The sequence below is a fragment of the Gammaproteobacteria bacterium genome (genome assembly GCA_022450155.1).
Classification (GTDB): Bacteria; Pseudomonadota; Gammaproteobacteria; order Arenicellales; family UBA868; genus REDSEA-S09-B13.
Map to the genome: position 1 here is coordinate 1 of JAKUQR010000065.1, position 3680 is coordinate 3680.

Annotated in this window: 5 protein-coding genes; all 5 read left to right on the plus strand. The window is 49.1% G+C overall.

Annotated features, from left to right (window positions below; all coding sequences use genetic code 11):
- On the plus strand, window positions 1–333 hold a 333-nt coding region (locus MK323_15220; protein MCH2483495.1), incomplete at its 5' end, for an AAA family ATPase.
- Window positions 334–1422 (plus strand): hypothetical protein, encoded by a 1089-nt coding sequence (locus tag MK323_15225; GenBank protein ID MCH2483496.1) that lies wholly within the window; start codon window positions 334–336, stop codon window positions 1420–1422.
- Between the two features lie 167 nt (window positions 1423–1589).
- Complete coding sequence (locus tag MK323_15230; GenBank protein MCH2483497.1) at window positions 1590–2108, plus strand: hypothetical protein; 519 nt, start codon at window positions 1590–1592, stop codon at window positions 2106–2108.
- Between the two features lie 369 nt (window positions 2109–2477).
- The gene (locus MK323_15235) at window positions 2478–3083 is read left to right on the plus strand and encodes a thiamine pyrophosphate-dependent enzyme (protein MCH2483498.1); all 606 of its coding nucleotides are present in this window, start codon (window positions 2478–2480) and stop codon (window positions 3081–3083) included.
- A gap of 210 nt (window positions 3084–3293) precedes the next feature.
- A partial coding sequence (locus tag MK323_15240) for a glycine/betaine/sarcosine/D-proline family reductase selenoprotein B (GenBank protein MCH2483499.1) occupies window positions 3294–3680 on the plus strand: 387 nt, incomplete at its 3' end.

A 3680-nucleotide genomic window follows, 5' to 3' on the forward strand; every position in this document is an offset into this window, starting at 1 on the left:
AGATTTGCATTTCTGACGCTCGATCCAAAATTCGGAGATCCTGCATACCGATCCTGGCTTCTTGATCGGAACATGGCGGAAAGTGTTGTCGATGTAATTATTAGATCAATGACCACCTTAAATCGCTCTATCTCAGAAGAACGGCAATTGGGAAGGTCATATCAAATAGGACATAGTTTCTTCTGTCCGAGGGGAAATGATTTTTCGGAACTAAACATGGATTGGTTTAGGCAAGTAGTAACCACAGAGATACAACCATTGGTCGAAGAGTACTGGTTCGATGATCCAGATAAGGCCAAGAATTTGATCGTCGATATATTTGGAGTTGCCTAGGTGACTTCTCAAATCCAGGAGCAAGGCGAAGCTAAGAAAGCCATCCCAATCAGGAACGTATGGTACTTGCTTATTTACGCCTGGGATCTGGCCAATTGGCGAGATACTGCACGATTCGATTCTGAGCAGTCCCCTAATTTGCTCGGGCTACTTGCCCGCGTTTTGGTGGATTCCACACGCCTTCTATTGAGACATCAATTAAGAAGAGATTATATAAAACGGGTTGCTTCGATAGAAGGAGTCCGGGGCAGAATATTGTTCACCCCAAGCCTCCGTCACATTGGTCTTAAAGAAAATAAACTTGTTTGTTCTTTCGAAGAACTGGATGTTAATACGCGAAAAAACCAAATCATCAAAACAACTCTCTATAATTTGTCTCGCGATGCAAGGGTGTCAGGCGCAACTAGCGAAACCTCGGCTGCTTTAAACCGGGATATACACACTCTGCTTGATCAGATGGCCGGGGTACAGTCAATCCGCTTGAGCCATTCCGATTTCACATCTATCCGGACAGGTCGGAATGACCGCGACTATGCTTTGCCTATCAATATCTGCTTTCTGGTCCACATGTTAAAAATGCCTTCTACGGAATCAGGTGATGAGACTCTTGCTCTGTTATCCGAGGACCTAAATGGGTCATTCAATTTGTTTGAGCGCTTTGTTAGAAATTTTTATCGTCACCACATTGGAGACCGGTACCACATTAGTGCTAGAAATCTCGATTGGCCCGGGGTTTCTAACGCCCACATGCCAATAATGAAAACGGATATATCGATTGAGTCGCGCAAGGAGCCGTTTAATAAACTAATAATCGATACCAAATTTTATGAAGAAACCCTGACCCGCGGATTTGGTGATCTCAAATTCCGTTCAGACCACCTTTATCAGATATATGCATATCTCAGGACCCAAGAGGATCTTGGCCCTTCGTTCCGCAATGCGAAGGGTATGTTGCTGTACCCCAATGTCGGGTTGGAGATAAGCGAGATAATTGAATTACAGGGCCATGAGATTCGTATAGAGACGATCGATCTCGCGAATGATTGGGAACAGATCGAGAGCAATTTATTGGCTTTAGTCGAAATTTAACCTCTCGGAAATTACTGGTCGCCCCATCCAGAGGTTACGGGGATCCTTAAGGCATCTAGGCATCTGGCTGTGGACATGGAGTTTGGTGAGCGGGTGAATCCCGTCATATAATCTGAGTCGTATGTTGAGAGTATCTTGGGTACACAATAGCTACAGAGGGGGACTAGATGATAAGGGTAGCGCTGGACCTTGAGAATCCGGAAGACTTGCGAAGTGCTAAGGCCGAGTGGAAGTTTTCGCAAGGGTTAGTGCCTGGTGAGGACAATGAAGGTCTGGTTGCTCGACTCAGCGGCAGTCCAGCGCGGTTGGTCGATTACGACGATTCGGGATGGGAGGTCTGTGAAAATATCCAGGTAGGCCGGTCTAGCGGACTCACATTCGGCTGGTTCCGGATCACCGTAACTTTGCCCGATCAGGTTCATGGTAGGGACATCCGTGGGAATCGAATCTTCTTCGAGACCTGCATAGATGATTACGGGGAGATCTGGGTCAATGGCGAGTGCGACAGAGCCACTGGTACGGTAGCGGGCTTTAACATATCCCAGCGGGTGGCCATAGCCACTGAAGCACGACCAGGGGAGAAATACGTCATCGCCTGCCTCGCTGCCAACGGCCCTCTCGCGGCTCCCGGGGGTGGTATCTTTATGCGTTATGCCAACCTAGCCTTCGAGGATTATTCAGTTTAATTATGGCTAGATGGATTGTTCTTTAGTTAGCAGATTACGTACTACGCTGCCGACATATCGCCGGCCAAATCCTTGCTACCAGACGGTATCCATTGGGAAATAGATTGACTATGTTAGCTGAGAAACGCGACTAAACAGGATCCACCGTGACAGGGTAAAACGACCAGCGTCGAACTCAAAAACCGGTGGGGGCAACCCCGTATCAGTTCAACTCTAACCTTCGGCACCACTTTTCTAGGCACGGAAAGGCCGCTTGGCTGCAGGCCGGGGGCTTCTATCATCTGTCGATTCCAGCAATTGCCGACAATTTCCCGGCATACCGGATATGATTGAACGGTGATGTTAATGCGACCGATCGAAGGATGACTAATGATAGACCAGCTTGAGTTGATGAGGATACTGGAGAGAGTCCGTGGCGACGCCGTGGTCATGCCAGTTTTCAGGGCGAATGGTGCCTGGAGTCAGGTTTCGAATAATCCCATTCGGGACGTCCCCATCGGAACGCTAGATTTTCCCGCCGTCATGGGCATAGGCTCTTCGTTCGCCTTGGGCCTGAGTCTTGCCAGGCCCGAAACGAAAATCATCCTTTTCGACGGCGACGGTAGCCTTCTGATGAACTTGGGGAGCCTGGTTACTGTGGGCAACAAGGCTCCCCAGAACCTATATCACTTTGTCCTGGACAACGGCGTTTATGCTACCACCGGCGGGCAAGACACTCCAGGCACAAACTCGGCCTCCTACTCTCAATTGGCGCGCTCCGCTGGTTACGCTGCCGTTTTCGAGTTCGATGAGTTGGAGGATTTTGACAATGAGGCCGAAGAGGTCTTAAAACAGCCGGGGCCGGTCCTGATTTGCGTGAAAACCGTTCCAGACATACGAGGTCCGCGGCAGCCTAGTGGTCCGGTCAATCCTGAAGTCATTCAAGGAAGGCCTCAGGCCATTTCCAACCTACTTCGGGAGTTCGGACAGAATTGAGTGAATCATTATTTTCACCAATCGGAAAATGTGCCTAATTCGTCTTGTTCGCATAGCTATCAGCAAAGCAATCCAACATAAGTCGCAGTATATCTAATTCTCATTAGAAGAATTACTTCATAATCAGCAACGACTCAAGACCACTGGATGGTTTTCGCCCGAAGTAATACCATGTGGCGGTAGGCGGACAATCAAAAGGTTTGAAAGTATATGTCGGTTGATAGCTACAAATGGCTCCCTTATAGTTTGGCATCCTGGATGCAAAAAGCATGGCACGGCGCCGGTGAACCGGCTACGACGCCGTTTACTCCCCTTGCCAAGCCGTTGGGCCAGACCCGGTTTGCTCTGTTGACCACGGGTGGGCTTTATCTAAAGGACCAACAGCAACCCTTCGACGTTTTGCGTGAGGCTCGAGAACCCGATTGGGGAGACCCAAGTTATCGCGTGATACCGAGGGAAACCTCATTGGGGGAAATCTCAGTCGCCCACACCCACTTCAACCCGGCAGATGCCGAAGAGGACTTCAACATCCTTCTGCCGATTCACCGGTTTCTCGATCTGGAAACAAAGAATGAAATCGGTTCTTTGGCACCCAGT

Coding starts and splice junctions, on each gene's coding strand:
- MK323_15230 (MCH2483497.1), top strand. CDS start 1,590: ATGATAAGGGTAGCGCTGGACCTTGAGAATCCGGAAGACTTGCGAAGT.
- MK323_15235 (MCH2483498.1), top strand. CDS start 2,478: ATGATAGACCAGCTTGAGTTGATGAGGATACTGGAGAGAGTCCGTGGC.